Source organism: Citrobacter sp. CK188 (assembly GCF_030333525.1).
GTDB lineage: Bacteria > Pseudomonadota > Gammaproteobacteria > Enterobacterales > Enterobacteriaceae > Citrobacter_B > Citrobacter_B koseri.
Map to the genome: position 1 here is coordinate 301,403 of NZ_JAOWFU010000029.1, position 23,294 is coordinate 324,696.

Here is a 23,294-nt window from a genome sequence, read left to right on the forward strand (position 1 = left end):
TCACAGATCAACGCTGTTGGGGAGGATAACCAGATCGCGAACAGTGACGTTTTTCGAACGAGTGACCATAAACAGTACCGATTCTGCGACTTCGATCGGCTGCATCAGGCTGCCATTTGCCAGCGCTTCTTCCATTTTCGCCTGCGGCCAGTCGTCCAGCAGCGCGGTCACTACCGGCCCCGGCAGCACGGCTCCGACGCGTACGCCATGTTCGGACACCTGACGGCGGGTTGTATGGACAAAGGCCTGAACGGCAAATTTGGAGGCCGTGTAAATAGGTTCCCAGATGACCGGTACAACGCCAGCGATAGAACTGGTGAAAATGATATCGCCGGATTTTTGCGCAATCATATGCGGCAATACGGCGCGGACGCAGCGAAATGCGGCATTGATGTTGAGGTTCAGTACGCGATCCCAGACGTCAGGATCGCCCTCGGCGACCGGCCCGCCAATGTAAGCGCCTGCGTTAGCATGGAAAATATCCAGCCCACCGGCCAGCTCGATAATGCCTGCCAGCAGGTTGTCGACCTGCCCGGTATTGAACAAGTCGATTTGCAGCGCAAACGCGTTATCGCCCAGTTCCGCGACGATTTTCTTCAGCTTCTCGCCTTCTCGGTCGATCAGGACCACTTTTGCTCCTGCGGCAAGCAGGGTTTTCGCACATTCAAGGCCGATACCGGAGGCTGCGCCGGTAATGGCTGCAACCTTGCCGTTGAGGGAAGTATTCATGGAGGGGACAGAGTGATTCATTTTATAATCCTTTATGCATAGGTGATTTTTAAGGTGTATTTGCTTCTGCGCGAAGAACGGGGGCGTTCTGACTGGCGTGTGAAGCATATTGCTCAATCGATGAAGCTGATCTAGCACTTGTTTATTTCCTCAGCAAGAGACATTCAAAATGAAGAGGCGATTTTGTGACGCGCGTTGAGAAAACGAAGAAAACAACCATCTACGACCTGGCAGAGTTAACCGGGGTTTCCGCCAGCGCGGTGAGCGCAATTTTGAATGGCAACTGGAAGAAGCGACGCATTAGCGCAAAGCTGGCGGAGAAGGTGACCCGGATTGCTGAAGAGCAGGGATATGCGGTGAACCGACAGGCCAGCCTGCTTCGCAGTAAGAAATCGAATGTCATCGGGATGATTGTCCCGAAATACGACAACCGCTACTTTGGCTCCATTGCTGAAAAGTTTGAAGAGATGGCGCGTGCCAGGGGGCTGCTGCCCATCATTACCTGTACGCGGCGTCAACCGGAGCTGGAGGTTGAAGCGGCGAGGGCGATGCTCTCCTGGCAGGTGGACTGGGTTATCGCCACCGGGGCGACGCACCCGGATAAGATCGCGCAGATGTGTCATCAGGCGGGTGTACCCACGCTGAACCTCGATCTGCCCGGAACGCTGGCGCCGTCGATTATTTCGGATAACTATGCGGGGGCTAAAGCGCTGACGGAAAGCATTCTCGCCAGCAGCCAAAAGCGGTATGGCGTTTTGGCTCCGCTGACGTTTGTGGGGGGGCGAATCACCGACAATAACACCGCCGAACGCTTGCGCGGCTTCCTCGACGCGCATAAAGCGCATGGATTGACGGTGCCGGAAACGCAGCAACTGGTCACGGGGTATTCTTCCGCAAGGGTGGAAGGGCTACTGAAATCGGTCTACCCGTCGCCTGATATTCCACTGCCGGGGCTGTTTGTTAATTCGACAATTTCGCTCGAAGGGGTGGTGCGCTGGCTGGCGCAGAACGGGCAGACGGGAAGCCATCAGCCGCCAATGGGCTGTTTTGACTGGGACCCGTTTGTCTCTCTGCTGGGGCACGATATCGATATGGTGCGCCAGGATGTGCCAGCCATGCTGGACAAAGTGTTTGAGATTGTGGATTCCGGCGATACCACAATACGTCGTATTGAGATCCCGCCGGAATTGATCGCCAGCCAGAACATGGCGCGTTAGCGCGTCAGCAACCAGCGCGCGGTATGTTCATCGGTAACTAGACCGTTGATCCAGCCGCCTTTCAGTGCGGCGAGGATAGCAGGGCGCTTATCTTCACCGCAGGCCGCCGCAATACGCGGACACTGGCTCTGGCGTATATCGTAGCTGGTGATGTAGCGGTTGATGAGGCTATCCACTACGTTGCCGTCTGCGTCAATAAAGCGGCCAAGTATTTCCCCCACGCCGCCGCGCGCGGTCAATTCGTCCAGTTGCGCCTCATTGATAAAACCGTCTTTGAAGATAGGACTCTGTTTCCCCAGCGCGCCGATGCCGACAAAAATGACCTCCGACGCTTTGGCGACGGCAGAGACGTTGCGAAACAGACGGCTGGTGCACCACATCTCATATTCATCACAGGATTGCGCATAGCGTGGCGCGGGCCACTGGTAATATTTGCCCTGAATTTTACGCGCCAGCAACAGCGGGACGTCGTCGTAATAGTTACATTGTCCGTGTTCGTTCATGGCGCTGATCAACGCCACGCAGCGCGTATTGCGACTGTCGAAATCAATGCGTTTGATGGTTTTTTTCAGCGTCAACCCGGAACCAATGCCGACTACCGTCGGTTTGTCGCCCTGTAAGTAGCGGGCCATCAGTTGATAACAGCCAAAGGTTACGCTGTCGAGGGTGCTTTCGCTGCTGTAGGCGGGAACAATATTGCAGTTAATTAACTGATACTTTTCCTGCAAAAGCTGCGCGTAATCGAGGCAGTTCGCGACGGGATGGTGCAGACCAATCGAAACAATGCCTTCCTCCTTCGCCGCAGCGATAAGGCGTTGTACCACCGGCCTTGATGTCCCAAGCTGGCTGGCTATCTCACTTTGGTTTAAACCCGCAATGTAGTACATCCATGCGGCCCGGACTTTCTGATCCAGCCTGATGTCATCTTCTTTGCTCACGTTTCCCTACCTTAAGAGTGGCGTTGGGGGCGTTAATTTCCCTCAACCGATAAGGTCATTCTGGCGGGTGCTCAGGATTGAGGCAAGCTCTTTGCTCTTTTGTGGTCATTTGTAATTTTATAGAGCAATTGCTCTTTTGTGATCTGCGGCTCTTATTTAATACAAATGATCGACTAGAGTGCAGGCATAACCTCACTGGAGAGCAGAACAATGAACGATCAATACACATGGCTTCATATTGGCTTAGGTTCTTTTCACCGCGCCCATCAGGCGTGGTATCTGCATCGTCTGATCGCTTCCGGCGATACGCGCTGGCACATTGCCGCCGGCAATATTCGCAATGACGCCGAGCACGTTGTGCAGGCGCTGGCGGCGCAAAACGGTCGTTATGTGCTGGAAACGGTCAGCCCGGAGGGCGAACGTGAGTACGAAGAGATCACGTCGATTCAGAAACTGCTGCCGTGGCAGGCGGATTTGCAGCCGCTGATTGCCGAAGGCGCCAGAGCGCAGACCAAAGTGATTGCCTTTACCGTGACGGAAGGGGGCTACTACCTGAACACCAGCCACAAGCTGGAAGTGAATAACCCCGATCTGGCGAGCGATCTCAACGGCGGCTGTAAAACGATTTACGGCGTTATTACCCGCATTCTGGAAGCGCGTATGGCCAATAACGCAGGGCCGCTGACGCTGCTCAACTGCGACAACGTGCGTCACAACGGTGAACGGTTCCACGATGGTCTGGTTGAGTTTTTACAACTGACCGGCAAACAGGCGGTGATTGACTGGCTTAGCGCCAATGCGACCTGCCCGAATACGATGGTGGACCGCATCACGCCGCGTCCGGCAGCCGATCTTCCGGCGCGTATCAAAGCGCAGACGGGCATTGATGATAAAGCGCCGGTAATGGGCGAAACCTTTATCCAGTGGGTGGTTGAAGATCGTTTCCGCGATGTGCGTCCTGCGCTGGAAAATGTCGGTGTGGAGCTGGTGACGTCTGTTATCCCGTATGAAGAGGCGAAAATCCGTATCCTCAACTCATCACATAGCTGCATTGCGTGGGCGGGTACGTTAATCGGCCAGCAGTATATTCATGAAAGTACCCTGACGGACTTTATCTACCAGATTGCCGACCGCTACGTGACGGAAGACGTGATCCCTTGCCTGGGAGATAACGGCATCGATCTCCCGACCTATCGTGATGTGGTGCTTAAGCGTTTTACCAACCCGCATATTCAGGATACCAACCAGCGCGTTGCCGCCGACGGATTCTCGAAAATCCCGGCGATGATTGCGCCGACGCTGCGCGAGTGCTATCAGCGCGGTGCACGGCCGAACGCTACCGCTATGCTGCCCGCACTGTTTTACGTCTTCATGGAGCAGTGGCACAAGGGCACGCTGCCTTATGAGTACCAGGACGGCATTCTGGATGCGCCAGCGGTACATGCCATGTTTGAATCCGCCGATCCGATCGCGGCGTATGCCAGTGATAAAGCGCTGTTTGGCGACCTGACGGAACGTGATGATTTCGCCGCGCTGCTGCGCGAGAAAATCGCCGCTGTTCACACGCTGATTAACTGAGAGGTGGCTATGTATCTGGGTATCGATCTCGGCACATCTGAAGTGAAGGCGCTGGTCATTGATGAAAATAATGACATTGTCGCCACCCATAGCGCGCCGCTGACGATTCAGCGGCCCCATCAACACTGGTCAGAGCAATCACCGGAAGCCTGGTGGGACGCGACGGAGTATCTGATGTCCACCCTGCGGGAGAAATGTGGTCATCACTGGCAGGCGATTAAGGCGATCGGTCTTTCCGGTCAGATGCATGGCGCGGTACTGCTTGATGCCGCCGGGAATACGATCCGCCCGGCGATTCTGTGGAATGACACCCGTAGCGCCCAGGAGTGTGCAGAGCTGGAAGAAATCGCCCCAGAGCTGCATCAGGTTGCCGGTAACCTGGCGATGCCGGGGTTTACCGCGCCGAAATTGCTGTGGGTGCGTCGCCATGAACCGCAGAATTTTGCCCGCATCGAAACGGTGCTGCTGCCGAAGGATTATCTGCGTTTCAAAATGACGGGTAAAAAAGTCTCCGACATGTCCGATTCGGCAGGGACGCTGTGGCTTGACGTCGAGAAGCGCGACTGGTCGGATGCGCTGCTGGAGAAATGCGGGCTGACGCGGGCCAATATGCCGGAGCTGGTGGAAGGCTGTGATATTTCTGCCACGCTCGATCCCGTCGTCGCGCAACGCTGGGGGTTAAATCCTTCGGTAGTGGTCGCCGGGGGCGGCGGAGACAACGCGGTCAGCGCTATTGGCGTTGGCGCGGTATCGCCCGGCGATGCGTTTATTTCACTGGGGACGTCCGGCGTGCTGTTTGTGGTGACGGACGCGTACCGTCCCGCGCCGCAATCCGCAGTACATGCTTTTTGCCACGTCCTGCCGAATTTGTGGCACCAGATGAGCGTAATGCTCAGCGCCGCCAGCTGTCTGCAATGGTTCTGCCGCCTGGTAGGGACAACGGAAACGGAACTGCTGGAAGAAATCGCGCAGTTAAGCGATGCGGAAAAAGCCAGCGCGCCGATGTTCCTGCCGTACCTTTCCGGCGAACGTACGCCGCATAACGATCCTGACGCCCGGGGCATGTTCTGGGGGCTGACGCACTCCAGCCAGCGCGCGCTGATGGGGTATGCGGTGCTGGAAGGCGTCAGTTTCGGCATCGCTGACGGGCTCCGTGTTTTGCAGGAGAGCGGTACAAATATCGAACAATGTTCGCTGGTGGGCGGCGGCGCCCGAAGTCCGTTCTGGGCGCAACTGCTGGCAGATATTCTGGATATGCCCGTGGTGACGCACAAAGGCGGAGAAACCGGCGGCGCGCTGGGCGCGGCGCGACTGGCGTGCCTTGCGGCAGGTAAACCGTTGGCGTCCGTTTGCGAAAAACCGGAAGTCTACAAAACCTGGTATGGCGATCCGGTTCGCCACACGGCGCTGATGCAGCGTTATCAGCAGTTTAACGCACTGTACCGAAACGACCTGAACTATCGAAATCAATAATTTCTATAACAAAAGCCCTCCGGTGAATGTACCGGAGTGGCTCCCTGCACCCTAAAACGAGGTCAATATGTCGTTAACTAACAAACAATGGCTGGGATTACCCTTAAGTCTGGTCTGGGGGTATATCGCCATCGCCGTATTCATGACTGGTGATGGTTTCGAGCTGGCATTTTTGTCGCACTACATCAAAGCGCTGGGCTTTACCCCGGCGGAAGCCTCCTTCGCCTTTACGCTATATGGCCTGGCGGCGGCGCTGTCGGCCTGGGTATCCGGTGTAGTGGCAGAGATCATCACGCCGCAAAAAACCATGATGATCGGCTTTGTGCTGTGGTGCGTATTCCACGTATTGTTCCTCGTTTTTGGGCTGGGTCAGTCCAACTACGCCTTAATTCTGCTGTTTTACGGTATTCGCGGTCTGGCGTATCCGCTGTTCCTTTATGCGTTTATCGTCGCCATTGTGCATAACGTCCGCAGCGACAGCACCAGCGCCGCGCTGGGCTGGTTCTGGGCGGTCTACTCTATTGGGATCGGCGTTTTCGGCAGTTATATCCCGAGTTTTACCATTCCGCATATTGGCGAAATGGGCACCCTGTGGCTGGCGCTGGCGTTCTGCCTGACCGGCGGTGTTATCGCGCTGGTTTCGCTGCGTAAAATTGAAACGCCGCGCCATATGCAAAACCTCACCACCCGTGAAAAGTTCAGCGAACTGGGGCGTGCGGTCACGCTGCTTTACACCAACCGTAGCATTATGTTGTCCAGCATCGTGCGTATTATCAATACGTTATCGCTGTTCGGTTTTGCGGTGGTCATGCCGATGATGTTTGTGGATGAACTGGGCTTCACCACCTCTGAATGGCTACAGGTATGGGCGGCGTTCTTCTTCACAACCATCTTCTCCAACGTCTTTTGGGGCGTACTGGCAGAGAAAATGGGCTGGATGAAGGTTGTACGTTGGTTTGGCTGCATCGGGATGGCGCTCTCCAGCCTCGCGTTTTATTACATTCCGCAGCACTTTGGCCATAACTTCGTGATGGCGCTGGTTCCGGCAATCGCGCTGGGGATCTTCGTTGCCGCGTTTGTGCCGATGGCCGCTGTCTTTCCTGCGCTTGAGCCAAAACACAAAGGAGCCGCGATTTCGGTCTACAACCTGTCGGCTGGGCTTTCCAACTTCCTCGCCCCGGCGATCGCCGTGGTGTTGTTACCGCACTTCAGCACCATTGGCGTCGTGATTGCGTATACGTTGCTCTATATTGTGGCGTTTATTCTGTGTCCGTTCATTCGTGTTGAACAACCCGGATTCACGCGTCAGGAGGCATGTGAAGGCGAAACGGTCGGTATTTCTTAATGATGTCGGGCCCGGCTGCGCTGCCGGGCCTTTTTAAGGCGGCAAATGATGAAGAGTAAAGCGGTAATTTTCGACATGGATGGCGTCATCATTGACTCCGAAGGGCTGTGGCGTCAGGCGCAAAAAGACGCGCTGGCAGGCTGGGGAGTGACGGTTAATGACGAGGAGTGTGAAACGTTAACCAAAGGGAAGCGACTGGATGAGATTGCCCGCGTCTGGTGCGAATACTGTCCGTTGCAGACAGACCCTGGGGTGCTGGAGTCGGCCATTCGCAAACGCATTACCGGACTTATTGCAACGGAAGGCGAAGCGATGGACGGCGTCTACGCGGTATTGCATCATTTTCGCCACAGGGGGTATCGGATTGCGCTGGCTACGTCATCATCCCATCAGGTTATTGAGGCTGTTCTCTCTAAACTTAATCTCCGGGGGCATTTTGACGTCATTTGCAGCGCCGACGATGAACGCTACGGCAAACCGCACCCGGCGGTGTATCTCTCCGCGCTGAAAAAGCTGGACCTGCCCGCCGCAGAGTGTCTGGTGATTGAAGACAGCCTGAGTGGTTTTCGCGCCGCGCAGGCCGCCGGAATTGATACCATTGTGGTGTCTGACGGCTGCCAGCAACCCTGCTTTAGCGAGGCCATCGGGCGCTACACGTCAATGCCGCAACTCCTGGAGACGCTGGCCCCGCTGGTTCGGGCCGCAGGGTAAATGACCCGTTTGTGAGCGCAGAGGTTCCGGGATGTCGCCGGTCTGATTATCCCTCTCTGCGCTTACTTTCTTTTTTCGTTAGCGCAGTAACGGGCAGTCTGGCGGCAAACGGCAACGCAGCGCGTTGGGAAGTATTTCAATATGAAATTCCTGACCACTGAGCGGCTCGCCATCAAGGTTAAAAGTGATCTCATGCGGAGCCTGAATATCAAACCAGGCAGATGCGCCATCGACAATGTTGGGGTTCTCTTCCGGCTGCGTCAATGTGGAAAACAGCGCCGGAAGCAGCTCCTCCCCGGTGAAGATCCGCAGTTGCAGCAGCCCGTCATTAATGAGTGCACCAGGGCAGAGCTGTTGTCCGCCACCGGCCTGACGACCATTACCAATGCCAATCACCAGCGCATCGCCCTGCCAGTGAAAATTCTCGCCGCGAATCTCACAGCGATCGGGCTTGAGGGTGTCCATGCGCATCAGCCCATGAATAAAGTAAGAGACGCCGCCCAGCGCGGCCTTGAGTTTTTCCGGTGTTTCGGTGGTGATGCGCGTCCCGAAACCCCCTGTCGCCATATTAATAAAGCAGGTTTTATCGTTGACCTGAGCGATATCGATCGCAACCGCGTTACCGGCAATCGCCAGTTTTAAGGCTTTATCCAGCGCTTCCGGGATGCCAGCGCTGGTGGCGAAGTCATTGGCCGTGCCCAGAGGCAAAATGCCAAGCGCGGGAACGTTGCCGCCCTGACACTGAATCAGCGCGGCGGAAACCTCATTGATGGTGCCGTCGCCGCCGCCCGCAATAACTGTCTCAACGCCAAGCTGTCTGGCTTCATCAACATAACGCTGGGCATCGCCTTTTTCCCAGGTGACCCGGACGTGAATCTCCACGCCCTCATCGCGAAGTAGCCCTATCGCGTCGCGCAGGGGCTGATTATCAGCGCCTTTGCCATTTAAAATCAGTAAGCTGGCGGGAAACGTAGCCATCCTTTATTTGCCTCTGTCGTTAACCTGTTGAAAGTGTATAGCAGAAAAGGCGCGGAAAGGTCAGAACAGGCTGAAAATGGAAGGTTTGTGCAGCACAAAAAAATAAGCCTGCGTAAGGGAGATTACGCAGGCTAAGGAGGTGGTTCCTGGTACAGCTAGCATTTATGGGTTATGTTTTTCAGCGCCTCGGATAATACCCGTAATGAACGAGGCGGTATGTGATCGATTTCTAAGAATCTTCCCATAATGAAAAAATAACGTGGATTAACTACTTAGCGTGTGGGTTCCGCGTGGATTCGCCGGAAAAATTACGCATTAACAACGCATAATTCAGATCCATATCCTGCGGCACCGGCATCCAGACGGTGTAGCCATCGCCAGGCGCCACCGGCATTGTTTCACCTTTGGCGTTTTCCATATGCTCCAGAGTGAAGTTGACGTTCCCCTGCGGCGTCATCAGCTCCAGGCTGTCGCCGATGGAGAATTTGTTCTTCACGGCAACGGCGGCAAGGGTGCCTTTACGCTCGCCGGTGAACTCACCCACGAACTGCTGACGTTCAGAAACAGAGTAACCGTACTCGTAATTCTGGTAGTCATCATGCGTGTGGCGACGCAGAAAGCCTTCGGTGTAACCGCGATGCGCCAGGCCTTCCAGCGTTTCCAGCAGTTGCGGATCAAACGGCTTGCCCGCAGCGGCATCGTCGATCGCTTTGCGATAAACCTGAGCGGTACGCGCACAGTAGTAGAAGGATTTGGTACGGCCTTCGATTTTCAGTGAGTGCACGCCCATTTTGGTCAGGCGTTCAACGTGAGCAATGGCGCGCAGATCTTTCGAGTTCATGATGTAGGTGCCGTGTTCATCTTCGAACGCGGTCATGTATTCGCCCGGACGCTGAGCTTCCTCGATCATAAACACTTTGTCGGTCGGTGCGCCGATACCCAGCGTCGGTTCGACGTTCTGTACCGGAATCGGTTCGTATTTATGGACGATGTTGCCCACGACGTCTTCTTTCCCTTCCTGCACGTTATATTCCCAACGGCAGGCGTTGGTGCAGGTTCCCTGGTTCGGATCGCGTTTGTTGATGTAGCCAGAGAGCAGGCAACGACCGGAGTAGGCCATGCACAGCGCGCCGTGTACGAAGATTTCGATCTCCATTTCCGGCACCTGTTGACGAATCTCTTCAATCTCTTCCAGCGACAGTTCGCGGGAAAGAATAACGCGGGTCAGCCCCATCTGGTTCCAGAACTTCACCGTTGCCCAGTTTACGGCGTTGGCCTGCACCGAAAGGTGAATCGGCATCTCCGGGAAGTTTTCACGTACCAGCATGATAAGCCCGGGATCGGACATGATCAGCGCATCCGGCCCCATTTCCACAACCGGTTTAAGATCGCGAATAAAGGTTTTCAATTTCGCGTTATGCGGCGCAATGTTCACGACCACATAGAATTTTTTGCCAAGCGCGTGGGCTTCGTTAATGCCGAGCTGCAAATTCTCGTGGTTAAATTCGTTGTTGCGCACGCGCAGGGAGTAACGCGGCTGGCCCGCATACACGGCATCTGCGCCATAAGCGAAAGCGTAACGCATATTTTTCAGCGTTCCCGCCGGGGAAAGGAGTTCCGGTTTAAACATAATTTTCTCGTTCTGATGACAGGTCAGATCCGCTTCACTGAATGAGGCGGTTAGGGGAGTGCCCCTACGTTAAGGGCGGGCATTGTAGCGCTGTGGGGGAGGCAGGTAAAGAAAAACGCCGGATGGCGGCGTAGCACCTTCTCTGGCCGACAACGCTCTTATTTGTCGGCCGGATCAGCGGAGCGTCATCCGGCTATTGCAGGCGTGACTTATGCAATCCGGCAGGTATCCGCTTCCCAGCGATACCCGACGCCGTATACCGCACGGATGAACGACTGTTCGGCGTCCAGCGATTCCAGCTTGCGGCGCAGGTTTTTGATGTGGCTGTCAATGGTACGGTCCGTCACCACGCGATAATCATCGTAGAGATGATTAAGCAGCTGCTCGCGGGAGAAGACTTTCCCCGGCTCGTGAGACAGCGTTTTCAACAGGCGAAACTCTGCGGGGGTCAGGTCGAGCATCTTGCCGCGCCAGGATGCCTGAAAACGGCCTTCATCAACAATCAGCGGGCTTTGCGCGTCCAGCTGTTGCAGCTCACGCTGCGGCTTGCAGCGGCGCAAAATCGTTTTCACGCGGGCGACCACCTCACGGGGGCTGTAAGGTTTGCAGATGTAATCATCGGCGCCAATCTCCAGCCCAAGCAGGCGGTCGATCTCTTCAATCTTTGCCGTGACCATCACGATGGGCACGTCAGAAAAACGGCGAATTTCCCGGCACAGCGTCAGGCCGTCCGTACCTGGCAGCATTAAGTCCAGCAGGATCAGGTCTGGCGGCGTTTGATGCACATACTGCAATACCTGATCGCCATGACTGATTAGCGTGGGGGCATAGCTTGCGGCGCGCAGATAGTCGATCAGCAGTTGTCCCAGCTTGGGTTCATCTTCCACGATTAAAATACGCGGCGTGTTTTCATCAATGGGTAACTCAGTCATACATCTCTCTGTAAATCGCGTTCCAGCGGTAACTCTACTGTAATGCTAAGCCCGCCAAAAGGCGAATGGGACGCCCGGATACGACCATTATGCGCTTGTACGATATTGTCGCAAATCGCCAGTCCCAGACCGGACCCGCCGCTGGCGCGGTTGCGGGAGCCTTCTGTGCGGTAGAAACGTTCAAACAGTTTTTGTAACTGCTCATCGCGAACGCCGGGCGCGGAATCGGCGAACGTTAACAGCAGCATGTTGTCGCGCTGCTCGGCGGAAATGTGCAGGCTGCCGCCGCTGTCGGTGTAGCGCAGACTATTTTCCAGCAGATTATTGAATAACTGCATCAGACGATCCGGATCGCCGAATACCATCACGCTGTCAGGAAGGGAAAAGTGTAACGTCAGCCCACGGCTGGCGAAGCGCTCGCGAAACGCGCCGCCCGCCACCTCCAGCAGGGGAATCAGGTCCACCGATGTTTTCTGGTACGCCAGCGCGCCTTCATCGGACATAGAAAGCTGATGCAGATCGTCAACCAGCTTGGTGAGCGTGCCGACTTCAGCCTGGAGCGAGGCCACCGATTCGGGCGTAAACTGGCGGACTCCGTCCTGGATAGCCTCCAGCTCACCGCGCAATACCGCCAGCGGCGTGCGCAGTTCGTGGGAGATATCCGCCATAAAATCGCGGCGCATTTGCTGATTTTTTTCCAGCGTGCTGGCGAGCTGGTTAAAATCCTGCGCCAGTTTACCCAGTTCATCCGCGCTGGTCGGCGTTACGCGCGTCGTGAAGTCGCCTGCGGCCAGTTTGTGCGTGCCTTCCACCAGCCGCTTAACGGGCGCCAGCAACCCGCGCGCCAGCGGAAACGTCGCCAGCGCCGCCAGCAGAGTCGACAACGCCACGATCAGCCAACTGGTACGGCGCTGTTGCTTATCAAAATTAATATCGGTATTGCGCGTCAGTCGCTCAACGGGAGAGGCAATCACCGCGCCAACCTCCACACCGTTTACGTGAATAGCCCGGCGGGTGCCGTCTCGCGGGACTGGCGCTCGCGGGCCGACCAGCACATTGGCGTGTTGATCGACGACCCAAAATTGGGTTCGCCAGCCATGCGGCGGCATCCCGGGGCCGGGTTTGTTATCGTCGTTGTCATGCTCAAAAGAGCGCAGGATCTGGAAAACGAAGCGATCGTTATTGCGTAAAAAACGCCAGTTGCCGTGCAGCGAGTACTGCTCGCCCAGCGCGTCGCCGAGCATCTGCAACCGCTGTTCGTTGCCATGTTTGATGTAGTCGATAAACCCACGCTCAAAGCTGATGCGTACGGCCCAGTGCATGCTGATCAGCAAGACAATGCAGGTGGCGAAAATCGCCAGAAACAATTTGCCGGTAATACCGGGCCGCCAGAACTTCATTGCGTGCTCCTTTTGCGTCGTGAAATGACGGCGTTTTTATGCGTGTCGTTCGGCACCCGGGCGAAGATGAGTACGGGCAGCGCGATAATCAGGGCCATGCACAGCCAGGTATACATAAACACCGTGTGGCTCGCGCCGCTGTCGGCCGCGATATGTTGTTGACCAAACATGCCCAGCAGCAGCCCGGCGATGGTCACGCCAATACTCATCGACAACTGCATGATCATGGACAGCAAGCTGTTGCCGCTGCTGGCGAGTTCATCGGGCAGATCTTTGAGCGTTAAGGTGTTCATGGATGAAAAACGGGTGGAGTTGACCATGCCTTGCAGGAACAGCACAAAGGGCAGGGCGTAATACCAGCCAAGCATCGCGACGCTCATAAACAGCAGGCTGACCAGCGACAGACCGAGGGTGGTGGCGACCAGTACGCGACGATAGCCAAAGCGGTTTACCACCTGTACGACGATACGCTTCATTCCCATGCTGCCGAGTACCATCGGGATCATCATCAACCCGGCATGAAACGGCGAAAACCCCAGACCAATCTGCAAAAAGACCGGCGTCATGAAGGGCAGCATGCCGCTCCCGACGCGCCCGGCGAAGCTACCAGACAGGCCCAGCGAGAAGGTGTGGGTGCGAAACAGCGCCAGACTAAATAGCGCGCGCGGATTGTTTTTGGCGTGTTTCAGGTAGAGCACAATCGCCAGGATGCCGCACAACACCAGTGCGCCCAGTGAGAGAGGCGAGAGCCCCGTGCCTTTGCTGCCGTCCAGCGCCAGCGTCAGTACCGCCATGCCGACGGCCAGCAGGAGGAACCCTGAAAGATCGAAGCGCCGGGTTTGCATGGTGTAGTTCGGCATCAGCATGAGCGTCGCAATCGCCCCGACAATGCCGACCGGAATGTTAATCAGGAAAATCCAGTGCCAGGAGGCGTACTCGACCAGAATGCCGCCCAGCGCCGGGCCGAGCAGCGGCCCGACCTGACCGGGCAGCGTGACGAAGGTCATTGCCGCCATATATTGTTCGCGCGGAACGATCTTCATGACCGTCAGTCTGCCGACCGGCACCATCATGGCGCCGCCCACGCCCTGTAAAACGCGCGCCAGCACCAGTTCATTCAGCGTGCTGGACCAGGCGCAAAATAGCGATCCCAACGTAAACAGCACAATGGCGGTAAAGAAGATATTACGCACGCCGACTTTATCCGCCAGCCAGCCGCTGGCAGGCAGCATTACCGCCACGGTCAGTACATAGGAAACCACGACCATGTGCATATGCAGCGGGCTTTCCCCCAGACTGAGCGCCATAGAGGGAAGCGCGGTGTTGACGATTGTGGTATCCAGCGATTGCATAAAAAAGCCGAATGCCACAATCCAGAGTTGCCAGCGTGTGCTGTCAGGAAGTTCTGTCATGGCTCTGTTATGGATTCCGGTTGGCTATTATTACGTGAAAAACGCAGCCGCAGACGGTCGAAAAAGAGATAGACCACCGGGGTGGTATAGAGCGTCAGCAGCTGGCTCATCACCAGTCCGCCCACGATCGTAATCCCTAATGGTTGACGTAACTCTGAACCATCGCCCCCGGAGATAACCAGCGGCAGCGCGCCAAACAGCGCCGCCAGCGTGGTCATCATTATTGGGCGAAAACGCAGCAGGCAGGCCTGGAAAATCGCCTGTTCCGGCGTCAGGTTGCCGTTTCTCTGCGCCTCAAGCGCAAAATCGACCATCATGATGGCGTTTTTCTTCACAATGCCAATTAATAGCATGATCCCGATGAGCGCGATTAGGCTGAACGGGGCATTGAATAGCTCCAGCGCCAGTAGCGCCCCCACGCCTGCGGAGGGGAGGGTAGAGAGGATGGTCAGCGGATGAACATAACTTTCATACAATATCCCCAACACAATATAGACCGTCGCGATCGCCGCCAGGATCAGAATTACCTGCGAATTCATCGTCTCCTGGAAAACCTGTGCCGTTCCGGCGAAACTGCCGCGCACCGTTGACGGTACGCCAAGCTGTGTCATCGCCCGGTTGATGGCTTCCGTCGCTTCGGACAGCGACGTGCCCGTAGGCAGGTTAAACGCGATAGTCGAGGCGGCGGACAACCCCTGGTGATTCACTGACAGCGGTGCATTGGCGGGCTGCCATTTTGCAAAATAAGAGAGCGGAATCGCCTTCCCGTCGCTGTTAATGACGAACATCTTCTCCAGCGCGCTGATGTCCTGGGTATAGCGTGAGTCAACCTCCATCACAACCTTATACTGGTTCATCGGCTGATAGATGGTGGAAATTTGCCGTTGACCGAAGGCATTATTCAGCAGACTGTTGGCGGCCTGCACGTCGATCCCCAGCCGGGACATGGTTTCGCGGTCGTAAATCAGGTTCATCTCCGCGCCGTTATCTTGCTGATCGGAGTTAACGTCCGCCAGTTGGGGGAGCGCCGCCAGCGCTTTACGGATTTTCGGCTCCCATTCCCGCAGCGCGCTTAAATCATCAGACAGCAGAGCGTACTGGTAGCTGGCGTTAGCCTGCCGCCCGCCGACGCGGATATCCTGCACCGCCATCAGAAACAGGTTTGCGCCCGGCTCTTTTGCCAGCGCGACCCGCAGCCGGTCGATAACCTGCTGCGCCGTTTCATGGCGCTCGCCGCGTGATTTCAGCGTAATAAACATCATCCCGCTGTTGACCCGCGAACCGCCGGTGAATCCGGTCACGTTGTCGACCGCCGGATCGTCGCGAATGATCTTCATAAAGTCCTGAAGTTTGCCGCGCATCGCCTGAAACGAAATACTCTGGTCAGCCTGAATGCCGCCCATCAGTACGCCCGTATCCTGTTCGGGGAAGAAGGTTTTGGGGATGGAAATATAGAGCCAGATATTCAGCGCAATGGTGCCCAACAAGACGACGCCCACCAGCCGCGTATGGTTTAGCACCCATTTCAGCGATGTGCCGTACCCTTGTTGCAGGCCGGTCAGCAGACGGCCAAAGCCGCGGCTTCGCGTCTGCTCGCGAGGCTTGCTGGACTTCAGCATCCAGCCGCACATCATGGGGGTTAGCGTGAGCGAGACGAGCAGCGAGATGCCGATCGCCACCGAAAGGGTGACGGCAAACTCGCGTAATAATCTTCCGGGCAATCCCCCCATCAGCAAGAGCGGCAGGAATACCGCCACCAGGGAGAGGCTCATGGAGAGCACCGTAAAGCCAACTTCACGCGTTCCCTGAAGCGCCGCCTGCAAGGGCTTCATGCCGGCTTCAAGATGGCGGGAGATATTTTCCAGCACCACAATGGCGTCATCGACGACAAAACCGGTGGCGATAGTCAGCGCCATCAGCGACAGGTTGTTCAGGCTAAAACCGCACAGGTACATTGCGGCGAAGGTGCCAATCAGCGACACGGGAACCGCAACGGCAGGAATCAACGTTGCGCGCCCGGAGCGCAGGAATAAAAAGACCACCAGAATGACCAGCGCGACGGAAATAACCAGCGTTTGCTCCACTTCCTCCAGCGAGGCGCGAATCGTTGGGGAACGATCCTGAGCGATTTGCAGGTCAATTGAGGCGGGAATCAGCGTTTGTAATTCCGGGAGCTTCTCGCGAATGCTGTCTACCGTCTGGATGATATTGGCTTCCGGCAGCTTGCGAATCATCAGCAAAATCGCCGGTTTGGCGTTGGTCATCCCGGCGTTACGCACATCCTGTACCGAGTCAGTTACCGTGGCGACATCGCCCAGACGCACGGCGGCGCCGTTGTTGTAGTGGATAATCAACGGCTGGTATTCCGTCGCCGTTTTCAGTTCATCATTTGTCTGAACCTGCCAGCGATGAGTCTTGTCGTCGATCGCGCCCTGCGGCTTACGCACGTTGGCATTGCTGATGGCGCTGCGCACGTCATCCAGCGATACGCCCTGATTAAACAACGCCTGCGGGTTAAGCCCCACGCGCACGGCGGGCAGCGAACTGCCGCCGACATCCACATCGCCGACGCCGTCAATTTGCGCGATTGTCTGCGCCAGCTGCGTTGAGGCGAAGTCATACAGCTCTCCCTGCGACCAGGTGTCCGATGTGAGCGTCAGAATCATAATCGGCGCGTCGGACGGGTTGGCTTTACGGTAGGTCGGGCGGCTGGGCATCCCGCTGGGCAGCAGACTCTGTGCGGCATTAATTGCTGCCTGCACGTCACGCGCCGCGCCGTTGATATCACGGTCAAAGTTAAACTGAAGGATAATTCGTGTGCTGCCCAGCGAGCTGCTGGAGGTCATCTCACTGACCCCCGCGATGCGTCCGAGCGAACGCTCCAGCGGCGTGGCGACCGACGACGCCATGGTTTCCGGCGAAGCGCCCGGAAGCGATGCGCTCACCATAATGACCGGAAAATCCACCTGCGGCAGCGGGGCGACCGGCAATAACCGGAAACCCAGCACGCCGCAGAGCGTAATGGCGATGGAGATTAAAATGGTCGCCACCGGGCGGTAAATGAAAAGAGCGAAAAATTTCATTTACGCCTCCTCTTCCTGGCGGGGGAAGCGGCTTTTCACATACAGCGACAGGCGGTCAAACAGCAGATAGATGACGGGCGTGGTGAACAGGGTTAAGACCTGGCTGACCAGCAGGCCGCCTACCATGCCAATCCCTAACGGGCGGCGTAATTCCGCGCCTGTGCCGGTACTTAACATCAATGGCAGCGCGCCTAACAGTGCCGCCAGCGTGGTCATCAGAATCGGGCGAAAACGCAGCAGACAGGCCTGGAAAATCGCATCACGCGGCGCCATTCCCTGCTCGCGCTCGGCGGCCAGGGCGAAGTCGATCATCATGATGGCGTTCTTCTTCACAATACCGATCAACAAAATGATCCCGATGATGGCAATCACGTCCAGTTCACTACCGGCAATCATGAGCGCCAGCAGCGCCCCGACGCCCGCCGTTGGCAGGGTGGAGAGGATCGTGATTGGGTGGATAAAGCTTTCGTACAGCACGCCAAGCACGATATACATCGCCACCACTGCCGCCACGATCAGCCAGACGGTGCTGCCGAGCGCGGCCTGGAAGGCCAGCGTGCTGCCCTGGAACTGGGTGGTGATATCGACTGGCAGGTTGACCGTTTTCTCCGTGTCCAGAATGGCCTGTACCGCATCGCCGAGCGAATAATTATCCGGCACGTTAAACGAGAAGGTCGTTACCGGGAACTGATCCAGGTGATTAATGGAAAGCGGCGCGAAACGCTGCTCGATTTTGGCGATGGCGCTAAGCGGCACAATCCCGCCGTCGCTGCTGGTCAGACGGATGGTGTCCATTGCCGCCAGCCCCGGCGTGGTGTCGGTGTTATGTTCCAGCACGACGCGATATTGATTCGCCTGGGTGTAGATGGTCGAAATCAGGCGCTGGCCAAAGGCGTTATACAGGGCGTTATCGACATCCGCCATGCTGATGCCAAGACGGCTGGCGCTGTCGCGGTCAACGTTCACATACGCCACCAGACCTTTGTCCTGCCAGTCGCTGCTGACGTCAGAAAGCTGCGGAAGCTGCTGGAGTTTTTCCATCAGCTGCGGCACCCAGGTGCTGAGCGCATCCAGTGAGGTGGCCTGTAGCGTAAACTGGTACTGCGTGCGGCTCACCTGAGTATCAATGGTGAGATCCTGCGTTGGCTGGAGGTAGAGATCGACGCCGGGCACTTTCGCCACGGCGTGTTGCAGGCGGGCGATGACTTTCTGTACCCGATCGTCACGTTCATTCAGCGGCTTAAGGTTAATTTGCAGACGCGCGCTGTTCAGCGCCGGGTTGGTACCATCAACGCCGACAAAGGCGGTCAGGCTTTCTACCGCCGGGTCTTTTAAAATCACATCAGACACCTGGCGCTGGCGCTGGGCCATACTGGCGAACGAGCTGGATTGTGGAGCCTGCAATGTGCCCTGAATAATGCCGTTATCCTGCACCGGGAAGAACCCTTTCGGGATAAAGACCCACAGCATGATGCTGAGAAGCAGGGTGCCGAGCGCCACGCTCAGCGTCAGCCACGGATGGTTGAGCACTTTTGCCAGCCACTGACCGTATTTCTCAATGACGCGATCAAACATTTTTTCCGCCGCGCGGGAGAAGCGGTTTTGCTTGCGCAGCGACGCCTGGCTGAGCATCCGGGCGCACATCATGGGCGTCAGGGTCAGCGACACGACGGCGGAGATCAGGATCGCTACCGCCAGCGTGACCGCAAATTCGCGGAACAAACGCCCGACGATATCGCCCATGAATAACAGCGGGATCAGTACCGCAATCAGCGAGAAGGTTAATGAAATAATGGTAAAGCCGATTTCGCCAGCGCCTTTGAGCGCCGCCGCCAGCGGTTTTTCCCCTTTCTCGATGTAACGCGAAATGTTCTCAATCACCACAATCGCGTCGTCCACGACGAAGCCGGTGGCGATGGTCAGCGCCATTAGCGTCAGGTTATTGATCGAAAAATCGAGAAAGACCATTACCGCAAAAGTGCCGATCAGCGATAACGGCACGGCGACGCCCGGAATGATTGTGGCGGGGACATTACGCAGGAACAGGTAGATGATCATCACCACCAGCGCAATCGCCAGCATCAGTTCGAACTGGGTGTCGGTAACGGAAGCGCGAATGTTGGTGGTGCGATCCGACAGCACGGTGACATTGACCGATTTTGGCAGGCTTTCCGTAAGCTGCGGCAGCATCTGACGAATGCTGTCCGCCGTGGAGATAATGTTGGCGCCGGGCTGGCGCTGCACATTCATCACAATGGCCTGTTCTTTATTGGCCCACGCGCCGAGCCAGCTGTTTTCCGCGCCTTGTTCGACCGTTGCCACATCGCCCAGACGTACCGGCGCGCCGTTCTGCCAGGCGATGATTAACTGGCGATACTCATCGACAGACTGCATCTGATCGTTAGCAGAGAGCGTGACCGCGCGAGTTGGGCCATCAAGGCTCCCTTTCGCCGAGTTGACATTGGCGCTGGTGATGGCGGCGCGAACCGTTTCGCTGGTAAGCCCCAGCGCGGCTATCGCCTGCGCATTCAGCTTCACACGCACGGCCGGGCGTTGGCCGCCGGACAGCGTGACCAGCCCTACGCCGGAAACCTGGGAAATTTTCTGCGCCACCCGGGTTTCCACCATATCTTCCACCTGCGTCATGGGCATGGCGGTTGAGGTGACGGCCAGCGTCATGATCGGTGGATCTGCCGGGTTAACTTTGCTGTATACCGGCGGGTTAGGCAGATCGCTAGGCAGCAGGTTTGTGGCCGCGTTAATGGCGGCCTGTACTTCCTGCTCGGCGACATCCAGCGGCAGAGTCAGCTGGAACTGCAACGTTACAACCGATGCGCCGCCGGAACTTTGCGACGACATCTGTTTCAGGCCGGACATTTGCCCGAACTGGCGTTCAAGCGGCGCGGTGACAGCGGAGGTCATCACATCCGGGCTGGCGCCGGGGTAGAGCGTTACCACCTGAATGGTGGGGTAGTCCACCTCCGGCAATGCGGCGACGGGCAGGAAGCGGTAACCGATAATCCCGGCGAGTAAAATCGCCACCATCAGCAGCGTGGTCGCGACAGGGCGCATAATAAACAGGCGCGACGGGCCGCCTGTGCTGCTCGGAGGTAACACCTGCATCAGGAGCGTACTCCTTTCTTACCGTATTCCCGATTCGTGGCTTTATCTTCTTTCGCCGCAGGCGCTTGCGCTTCCACCACTTCGACTTTCGCCCCGTCCGTCAGACGATCGATCCCGTCCGTCACGACGCGATCGCCTGCCGACAGCCCGGCGCTGATTACCACGTTCTGACTGTCCTGAATACCCGGTTTAACCAGATGCTTGCTGACTTTGTTCTCATCATTTAGCACCCAGACAAAGTGGCCTTCGTTACCCATTTGTACGGCCGCTGTCGGTATCACCACCGCGTTTTGCTGCGTATCGACCAGCATGCGGGCGTTAACAAACTGGTTAGGGAACAGCGCGTCATCCTGGTTGTTAAAACGGGCTTTGATTTTGATGGTGCCGGTCGTGGCGTCGATTTGGTTGTCCAGGCTGAGCAGTACGCCGTCGCTTAATTTCTGTGAGTTAGTGCGATCCCAGGCTTCAACGGTCAATGTTTTGCCCGTTTTTTGCGCCTGTACGACGGTGGCGATATCGCTTTCCGGCAAGGTAAAAATCAGATCGATTGGGTGCGTCTGGGTGATAACGACAATGCCTGTGGTATCGCCGCTGGAGATTTGATTACCGACATCCACCTGTTTTAACCCCACGCGACCCTCTACCGGTGCGGTGATGCGGCTCCAGTCAAGCTGCAACTGCGCGCTGGCGACGCTGGCTTCATCGGCCTTAATGGTGCCTTCTGTTTCGCTGACCAGCGCCTGTTGCGCGTCCAGCTCCTGGCGGGAGACAAGATTGGTTTTCACCAGCTGTTGATAGCGCGCTAAATCGCGACGGGCATTCGCCAGTGTGGCTTTGTCTTTCGCGAGCTGCCCCTGCGCTTGCGCTAAGGCGACTTTAAACTGGCTGGGATCGATTTCCGCCAGCAGATCGCCCGCTTTGACCTGTTGTCCTTCCTGGAAGTGCAGCGCCATCAGTTGACCATCCACGCGGCTGCGTACCGTGACGGTATTGGCGGCAGCGATCGTGCCCAACCCGGTCAGATAGCGTGGTACGGCTTGTTCCGTTGCGGTGGCCGCCTGAACCGGCGCCAGCGGGCCGGAACGCATGCCGCGACGTCCTGCGCCAGCCTGACGTTGCGCATGTTCGTTAGCGCCCGGCGCATTCCCCTGGGTTTCGCTGCGACTATGCCAGAACCCGTACACGGCAATGGCCGCCACAACGACCACGATTGCTATCACCCAGCGGGATTTTTTACTGCCTTTCATCGTTATAAGTTTCTCATCCTGAAACGTTTCGCGGAATGATACTAGTTTAGTCATCCATAACGGGAGAAAAATGGAGGAATTATGAAACACTGTCTGGATTCGTCTGAATGACGTCGGCCTTTGCGAGGCGGTTAACGAAATACGACGTCCGCCCAGCGCGCAAGACCGGCGGTGACGGAACCGAAGTCATCGCCGCCAGCAATCGGAATGCCCGGCAACTGCTCCGCCAGCGCGTTTTTGATCAGCGGTGAGCGCGCGCTGCCGCCGGTCAGATAGATGACATCCGGTTTTTCCTGCGCATTGTCCAGCGCCAGCTGTACCTGCTCCAGAATACGCGCCAGCGGCTGGCTCAGCGCTGCTTCCAGCCCCTGCTGACTGACAGACGTCGCCAGCTCATCGCTGATAAACGGCAGCGTGGTGAGGATATTGGGCTGCCCGGACAGGGCAATTTTGCTCTCTTCCGCGCTGCGTACCAGACGATAACTGAGGCGCTGACGCCAGACTTTAAGCAGCAGCGCGACTTTATCCGCATCGCGGGCGTCCCGAACCAGCTCGTTGAGCAGGCGACCGTTGGCGCTGCTGTAGAAATCACTTTGTGCGGGAACATCATTGATCGCGACAGCGTTCCACCACGGCAGAACCGGCAAAGCGATGCCTTTTTCGGTTTCGCCGCCCATGCCCAGCAACGGCATCAGGTGTTTAAACGCCAGCGCGATGTCCAGGTCGTTACCGCCCACGCGACAGCCGCTGTGCCCAAGCAGGCTGGAGGCGCGGTCAGCGCGCTGATGCCACTGCGGCCCCATCAGCAGCAATGAACAGTCGGTCGTCCCGCCGCCAATATCCACCACCAGTACGCGCTTCTCTTCCTGCAACGTGGCTTCATAATCCAGACCCGCCGCAACCGGTTCAAACTGGAAGACGACATCCTGAAAACCGGCGCGTTTTGCCGCGCGTTCCAGAATGCCTTGCGCCTGGCGGTTAGCCTCGTCGCCACCCAGCCCCTGAAAGTTAATCGGTCGACCGATCACCGCCTGCGTGATGCTTTCCGGCAACTGCGTTTGCGCCATATGACGGATGTGCAACATCATCGCGCAGACCAGATCCTCAAACAGCGCAACCTGCTGCGGTTTTAGGCCGTTGGCGCCGAGGAAGGATTTTGGCGATTTAACGAAGTAAACCTCTTCCGGGTCGTCAATGTAGTGGCTCAGCGAAGCCAGCCCGAACAGCACGCTGCCTGCGCCGACCTCAATATCTTCTTCACGGTTGTAGCGCATTGCGCGCCGCAACAGCGCCTGCGTTTCGTCATCCGTCGCCGGAACCGCGTGATGGCGGTACAGCCACTCGCTGACGGCTTCACGCGTCGGGGCGCAAAGCATTGAGGGCAACAGCGTGCTGTTATTTTCCATTTTTAGCAGCTGCGGTTGCCCGTCGCGCATGACGGCAACGGAACAGTTTGCCGTGCCGTAGTCAAAACCAATAAACACCTTAATAATCCCCA

16 protein-coding genes are annotated in these 23,294 nt (G+C 56.9%); 5 read left to right on the forward strand and 11 right to left on the reverse strand.

Annotated features, from left to right (window positions below; translation table 11 throughout):
• The gene (locus OGV67_RS06725) at window positions 1–750 is read right to left on the reverse strand and encodes an SDR family oxidoreductase (RefSeq protein ID WP_024130189.1); all 750 of its coding nucleotides are present in this window, start codon (window positions 748–750) and stop codon (window positions 1–3) included.
• A 164-nt stretch (window positions 751–914) separates the two neighbouring features.
• On the opposite strand from OGV67_RS06725, the gene OGV67_RS06730 reads away from it, so the two are divergent.
• Window positions 915–1,946 carry a LacI family DNA-binding transcriptional regulator gene (locus OGV67_RS06730; RefSeq protein WP_058669402.1) on the forward strand — a complete coding sequence of 344 codons (1,032 nt, stop codon included), beginning with the start codon at window positions 915–917 and terminating at the stop codon, window positions 1,944–1,946.
• Here OGV67_RS06730 and OGV67_RS06735 read toward each other — a convergent pair.
• Window positions 1,943–2,884 (reverse strand): sugar-binding transcriptional regulator, encoded by a 942-nt coding sequence (locus tag OGV67_RS06735; protein ID WP_115614697.1) that lies wholly within the window; start codon window positions 2,882–2,884, stop codon window positions 1,943–1,945. The two genes, OGV67_RS06730 and OGV67_RS06735, sit on opposite strands and share 4 nt — an antisense overlap.
• Before the next feature lie 210 nt (window positions 2,885–3,094).
• Between OGV67_RS06735 and dalD the strand changes: the two genes are divergently transcribed.
• The 4 genes from dalD to OGV67_RS06755 all read left to right on the forward strand — a co-directional run bounded on the left by dalD (window position 3,095) and on the right by OGV67_RS06755 (window position 7,991).
• Window positions 3,095–4,462: a D-arabinitol 4-dehydrogenase gene (gene dalD / locus OGV67_RS06740; RefSeq protein ID WP_047462567.1), complete on the forward strand. Its 1,368-nt coding sequence runs from the start codon at window positions 3,095–3,097 to the stop codon at window positions 4,460–4,462.
• 9 nt (window positions 4,463–4,471) lie between these two features.
• On the forward strand, window positions 4,472–5,935 hold the full coding sequence (gene xylB, locus OGV67_RS06745) for a xylulokinase (RefSeq protein ID WP_101744014.1): 1,464 nt from the start codon (window positions 4,472–4,474) through the stop codon (window positions 5,933–5,935).
• 67 nt (window positions 5,936–6,002) lie between these two features.
• A complete protein-coding gene (locus tag OGV67_RS06750; RefSeq protein ID WP_115614698.1) occupies window positions 6,003–7,280 on the forward strand; it encodes an RbtT/DalT/CsbX family MFS transporter in 1,278 nt (425 codons plus the stop codon).
• Window positions 7,281–7,325: 45 nt separating this feature from the next.
• On the forward strand, window positions 7,326–7,991 hold the full coding sequence (locus OGV67_RS06755; RefSeq protein WP_115614699.1) for an HAD family hydrolase: 666 nt from the start codon (window positions 7,326–7,328) through the stop codon (window positions 7,989–7,991).
• 78 nt (window positions 7,992–8,069) lie between these two features.
• Here the strand turns inward: OGV67_RS06755 and yegS are convergent, their stop codons facing one another.
• The 9 genes from yegS to yegD all read right to left on the reverse strand — a co-directional run bounded on the left by yegS (window position 8,070) and on the right by yegD (window position 23,280).
• Window positions 8,070–8,969, reverse strand: coding sequence for a lipid kinase YegS (yegS, locus tag OGV67_RS06760; RefSeq protein WP_012131675.1), 900 nt, complete (start codon window positions 8,967–8,969; stop codon window positions 8,070–8,072).
• Window positions 8,970–9,237: 268 nt separating this feature from the next.
• Complete coding sequence (trhP, locus tag OGV67_RS06765; RefSeq protein ID WP_104868464.1) at window positions 9,238–10,599, reverse strand: prephenate-dependent tRNA uridine(34) hydroxylase TrhP; 1,362 nt, start codon at window positions 10,597–10,599, stop codon at window positions 9,238–9,240.
• A 209-nt stretch (window positions 10,600–10,808) separates the two neighbouring features.
• Window positions 10,809–11,531 carry an envelope stress response regulator BaeR gene (baeR, locus tag OGV67_RS06770; RefSeq protein WP_012131679.1) on the reverse strand — a complete coding sequence of 241 codons (723 nt, stop codon included), beginning with the start codon at window positions 11,529–11,531 and terminating at the stop codon, window positions 10,809–10,811.
• The gene (gene baeS, locus OGV67_RS06775) at window positions 11,528–12,931 is read right to left on the reverse strand and encodes an envelope stress sensor histidine kinase BaeS (protein WP_047462573.1); all 1,404 of its coding nucleotides are present in this window, start codon (window positions 12,929–12,931) and stop codon (window positions 11,528–11,530) included. Before baeS ends, baeR begins: the two co-directional genes overlap by 4 nt.
• Window positions 12,928–14,343 carry an MFS transporter gene (locus OGV67_RS06780; protein ID WP_115614700.1) on the reverse strand — a complete coding sequence of 472 codons (1,416 nt, stop codon included), beginning with the start codon at window positions 14,341–14,343 and terminating at the stop codon, window positions 12,928–12,930. The genes baeS and OGV67_RS06780 overlap by 4 nt, the downstream gene beginning before the upstream one ends.
• Window positions 14,340–17,426, reverse strand: a complete 3,087-nt coding sequence (mdtC, locus tag OGV67_RS06785; protein ID WP_012131682.1) for a multidrug efflux RND transporter permease subunit MdtC — start codon at window positions 17,424–17,426, stop codon at window positions 14,340–14,342. Before mdtC ends, OGV67_RS06780 begins: the two co-directional genes overlap by 4 nt.
• Window positions 17,427–20,549, reverse strand: coding sequence for a multidrug efflux RND transporter permease subunit MdtB (gene mdtB, locus OGV67_RS06790; protein WP_012131683.1), 3,123 nt, complete (start codon window positions 20,547–20,549; stop codon window positions 17,427–17,429).
• Complete coding sequence (locus OGV67_RS06795) at window positions 20,549–21,796, reverse strand: MdtA/MuxA family multidrug efflux RND transporter periplasmic adaptor subunit (protein ID WP_071258926.1); 1,248 nt, start codon at window positions 21,794–21,796, stop codon at window positions 20,549–20,551. The genes mdtB and OGV67_RS06795 overlap by 1 nt, the downstream gene beginning before the upstream one ends.
• 131 nt (window positions 21,797–21,927) lie before the next feature.
• Window positions 21,928–23,280, reverse strand: a complete 1,353-nt coding sequence (gene yegD, locus OGV67_RS06800; protein WP_200003434.1) for a molecular chaperone — start codon at window positions 23,278–23,280, stop codon at window positions 21,928–21,930.
• Window positions 23,281–23,294: the final 14 nt, after the last annotated feature.